Genomic DNA, 4284 nt, shown 5'->3' with positions numbered 1-4284 from the left:
CCTACGGACCCCGGCCGGTACAGGGACCCAGGCGCCGAGGGCGGTAGGTCTGTGGGGAAGGGGGTGGGCGCGTGTCGCCGGCTACTTCGGCCGCGGCCGGCAGCGGCCACCCCCGGCGGCGGGCCCGCACCGGCCGGCGACGGCGTTCGAAGGCCCGCCCCTACCGGGGCCCCGGAACGGGCGGCCGCCGGCGCGGACCGGCGCCCGGGGCCTCCCCGCCTCCCGACGGCCCCGGGCGGGCGGCGAAGACCCAGCGGTTGGCCGCCAGCGCGTCGTTCGGCTCCGGCAGCGGGCCGCGGCCGTGCACGGCGGTGAAGTCGTACGGGCTGCGCACGGTCACCGTCCAGCCCCGGCGGGCGAGTCGGGCGGCGGAGTCGGGGCGGGGGTCGGCGTCGAAGAGGGCGCGCAGGTCGATGCCGAGCCGCTGCCGGGCCGCGACGTACACGGGGGACGTGCGCACGGCCGGCGGCTCGGCGGCCACGTCCTTGAGCTCGTAGGCGAGGGTGCTGCCGGGCGCGCTGAGCCGGTGCACGGTGGCCATCAGGCGCCGCTCGGCCTCGGCGGGGAGGTAGAGCAGCAGCCCCTCGGCGAGCCACGCGGTCGGCGCCGCCGGGTCGAAGCCGCCCGCCAGCAGCGGCCCGGCCCAGTCGGCGCGCAGGTCGGCGGCCAGGGGGCGGCGCTCGGCGGCGGGAACCGCGCCGGCCGCGTCGAGGACGGTCCGTTTGAAGGCCAGCACCTCGTCGGTGTCGATCTCGTGGAGGACGCAGCCGGGCGGCCAGTCGAGCCGGTAGGCCCGGGAGTCCAGGCCCGCGCCCAGCAGGACGATCTGGCGGGCGCCGCCCCGTACGGCGGCCAGCAGGTGGTCGTCCAGGACCCGGGTGCGCAGCCCGAAGTAGCGCCCGAGGCGCCCCCACAGCGGGTCGGCGTCCCCGCCGGGGACCTGCTCGGGGCGCAGCGGCCAGTGCGCCGAGGCGGGGGCGGCGCGGACGAAGAGCTCGGCGAGCGGGTCGCGGGCCAGGGCGTCGGGGCGGTGGGTCTCGACGGCGCGGGCGGCCGCCACCAGCAGGGCGGTACGGCCCACCCCGGAGGCCACGCCGCGGGCCGGGGCCGCGGTGGTGGCGCCGGCCCGCCCGGCTTCGGCGTGCCCGGCCACGGCCTGCGCGGCTACGGCGTGCACGGTTCCTCCTCGTGCGCGGGCGCCGTCCAGGCCGCGGGGTCGTCTCCGGTGGTGGTGCGGGCGCCGTACAGGACGCGCATGAACCGCAGGACGTCGTCGCAGGGCAGGTGCAGGGAGGTGGTGCAGTCCGTCAGGACGGTGAGGTGGAAGCCCTTCTGGAAGGCGGTGCGGGCGGTGGAGTCCACGCAGACGTCGGCGTAGAGCCCGGCGAGCACGAGGTGCCCGGTGCCGCCCGCGCGCAGGTGCTCCTCCAGGTCCTCGCCCGGGCCCTCGCCGAGGAAGGCGTCGAAACGGGCCCGTTTGGTGAAGACCCGTTCGCCCGGCGCCGGGGCCACCCCGTGGAACTCCGCCCCCCAGGTGCCCTCCAGGCACTTCGGCTCCTTGCCGAGGCGCCGGTCCCGCGCGCGCCAGGCCGCGCCCTGGTGGACGGTGTCGCCGAGGAAGCGGACGAACACCACCTCCACGCCCGCGCGCCGGGCCCGGTCCACCGCCCGGACGCTGTTGGCGACCACGGCCTCCAGGACGGCGCCGTCGCCGCCGAAACGGGCCCGGGCCACCGGCCCGGCGCAGAAGTCGTTCTGCAGGTCCACCACCACCAGGGCGGTTCCCGCCGGGCCGGTCACGGCTCGCCCACCAGGGCCGTGGAACCCGCGGCGGCACCGGGCGGGTCGAGGACGTCGACCAGCGCGTCGACCACCGCGGTGGTGGAGTGCCGGCCGCCGAGGTCCGGGGTGCGCACGTCCTTGTCGTCCAGGGCGGTGAGGGCGGCCTCGACCGCCCGGACGGCGCCGGGGACGCCGGCGTGCCGCTCGGCGACCAGGGCGGCGGCGCGGACCGTGGCCACCGGGTTGACCAGGTCGCGCCCGGCCAGGTCGTCGGCGGAGCCGTGCACGGTCTGGTACTCGACCAGCCCGGCCGCGCCGGGGTCGAGGCAGACGTTCTCCGTGCAGCGGTTCTCCTGCCGCTGGGCGCCGAAGCGGTCCAGCAGGACCACGTGCATGATGTCCGCCCACTCGTTCCCGGCGATCAGCAGCGTGCGCTCCGGCAGGCCGTGGGTGATCAGGTTGCGGTTGACGGTGTCGGGCTGGAACACCTCGATCCGTACGCCCAACCGCTCGGCGATCCCGGCGACCCAGGTGTCGAACGCGCCGTCCAGGAGGTGGAACTTGTAGGCCATGACGATGCGGTCGATCCGCCCGTCGGGCCATTCGCGCCGGGCCCGCTCCAGGGCGTGGCGCACGACGGTCCCGGTGGTCTCCCGGCTGAAGGACAGGGTGCGGGTGACCGCTCCCGGGGTGTGCAGGTTCTCCCCGGTGTAGAAGCCCTGGGCCTGGTCGCGGACGAGCAGCAGGGACGTTTCTCCGGCCCGTAACAGGTCCACCTTGACGGCGCACAGGCGACGGCGCACCAGGTACAGGGACTGGGCGTTGATCGCGGTGCGGAAGACCGCGGTGGTGCCGCCGGCGGCCAGGTCGCGGCAGAACCGCTCGTAGTGCTCCGCGTCCTGCCCGGTCAGCTCCTGGACGTCGGCGGGGCCGCCGTGCGCGCGCAGCGAGACGTAGGAGTGGTACAGGCGCGGGGAGCGCACGATCCGCACCCCCGTCGGGTGGTCGGCGGTGAGCACCCGCAGGACGCGTTCGAAGACGGCGGCGAGCTCCGGGCCGGTGCCCCGGCCCACCGCCAGCCCGACCGCGGGCCGCCCGGCGGCGGGCGCCGGCACCGGGCCGGCGCCCTGGTGGACGACCGGGGTCACCGGGCCGCCCCGGGAACCAGGTGGTCGCCGGGGATACCGGTCTTCTCGGGGCGGTAGTAGTCGCGGATGCCCTCCGCCCAGACCGCGACCGGGACGCGGTCGCCGTCCACCGGGCCGAACGCGTCGAACAGCGCCGTGGTGTTCCGGTCGTCGAACCCGATCGCGGTCATCAGGGCGAGGAAGTCCGGGCGGGTGACCAGGCCGTCGCCGTCCGGGTCGCCCAGCGTGGACAGCGCGCGGGCGAACTCGTCGATGGTGGCGTCGAAGCGCTGCGGGTCCAGCACCACGGCGGTGAACTCCTCGGGGCTGATCCGCCCGTCGCCGTCGGTGTCCAGCTCGGTCACCAGCGTGTGCCAGTAGTGCCGCAGGGCGTCGAGCAGCCGGTTCTTGGCGTCCTCGCCGGCCCGGGGGAGCGCCGCGACGACGCGGCTGCCCATCAGGTCGAAGTCGGCGGGTTCGAGGACACCGTTCCCGTCGGCGTCGAACAGTGAGAACACGAGCCCGACACGGTCGGTGGCTGCGGACGTGGGCATGGCGGTACACCTCGGGTTTCCCGGACGAAGGGACGCCGGGCCCGTGCCTCGGCGACCGCTCCACTATCCGGCCCCGCCCGGGCCACCGGCGCGCGAAGCACGGCCGGACCACCCGATCGGGGGCAATGCGCCCCCTCGCGCATGACGCCCCGGTCGGCTGGACAGGTAGTGAGGCTGACCCGCGCGCCCCCGACCGGGCCGTCCCGGGGGAATCCGTCCGTGATTGTGCACAGCGTCGCAGGCTCTTGGCACCGCGTCCGCTCGCCCGCGCGGAACCGTTCACCGGGGAGTGCGCCGTTCTGGCCTCGTTCACGACGCAGCCGCCTTCGCCCGAAAGCGGACTGCCCTGTCCGGGAGGGGAATTCGATGCTCAAGATGCGCAAATTCGCGGCAACGGCCGTCGCCGCGGCCTCGCTCACGCTCGGAATCGCTGCCGCCACGCCGGCGTCGGCGACCACGACGAACACTTCCTGTTCCACCTGGAGCGACAGCAACACGTTCGGTGCGTACTGCTCCGAGGGCGCCACCTACTTCCGGGCCGTCGCCCTGTGCAACAGCGGCCAGACCGTGTACGGAGACCTGCGCCGGGTCGGTGGCGGCTCCTGGAGCTACGCGTACTGCACCAGCGTGGGTTCCTCGCTCTACCGCGGGTCGGTTTCCCTGGCCTGACCGGCCCGGACCGTTCGCCCCTGAGTGGCCCGCAGGCCGAGAAGCCGCCCCCAGCCATCAGGGAGCCCTGGAGGACTGCCGGGATTCCCGCCGTGCGGGGATCCCGGCAGTCCGCGTCGAGGGCCGCCGACGTGCGCGGCCCATGATCCCCC

At 75.8% G+C, this 4284-nt stretch carries 5 protein-coding genes; 1 reads left to right on the top strand and 4 read right to left on the bottom strand.

The genetic code is table 11. The features are described 5' to 3' along the window. Window positions 1-160: 160 nt before the first annotated feature. From ACFVGO_RS35655 to ACFVGO_RS35640, 4 genes are read right to left on the bottom strand one after another with little or no spacing between them, the layout of a single operon-like run. A complete protein-coding gene (locus tag ACFVGO_RS35655) occupies window positions 161-1153 on the bottom strand; it encodes an SAM-dependent methyltransferase (protein WP_380636277.1) in 993 nt (330 codons plus the stop codon). A gap of 11 nt (window positions 1154-1164) precedes the next feature. Further along, window positions 1165-1800: an isochorismatase family cysteine hydrolase gene (locus tag ACFVGO_RS35650; protein WP_359913196.1), complete on the bottom strand. Its 636-nt coding sequence runs from the start codon at window positions 1798-1800 to the stop codon at window positions 1165-1167. Continuing rightward, window positions 1797-2930 (bottom strand): isocitrate/isopropylmalate family dehydrogenase, encoded by a 1134-nt coding sequence (locus tag ACFVGO_RS35645; protein WP_380636270.1) that lies wholly within the window; start codon window positions 2928-2930, stop codon window positions 1797-1799. Before ACFVGO_RS35645 ends, ACFVGO_RS35650 begins: the two co-directional genes overlap by 4 nt. Then, window positions 2927-3463 (bottom strand): EF-hand domain-containing protein, encoded by a 537-nt coding sequence (locus ACFVGO_RS35640; protein WP_380636269.1) that lies wholly within the window; start codon window positions 3461-3463, stop codon window positions 2927-2929. The genes ACFVGO_RS35645 and ACFVGO_RS35640 overlap by 4 nt, the downstream gene beginning before the upstream one ends. Before the next feature lie 375 nt (window positions 3464-3838). On the opposite strand from ACFVGO_RS35640, the gene ACFVGO_RS35635 reads away from it, so the two are divergent. After that, window positions 3839-4132 carry a hypothetical protein gene (locus ACFVGO_RS35635; RefSeq protein WP_359913205.1) on the top strand — a complete coding sequence of 98 codons (294 nt, stop codon included), beginning with the start codon at window positions 3839-3841 and terminating at the stop codon, window positions 4130-4132. The last annotated feature ends 152 nt before the right edge of the window (window positions 4133-4284 follow it).

Source organism: Kitasatospora sp. NPDC057738 (assembly GCF_042798815.1).
Taxonomy (GTDB): Bacteria; Actinomycetota; Actinomycetes; order Streptomycetales; family Streptomycetaceae; genus Kitasatospora; species Kitasatospora lactacystinica.
Note: the sequence above shows the minus strand (reverse complement) of the source record. Positions and strands in the feature narration are given on the sequence as shown.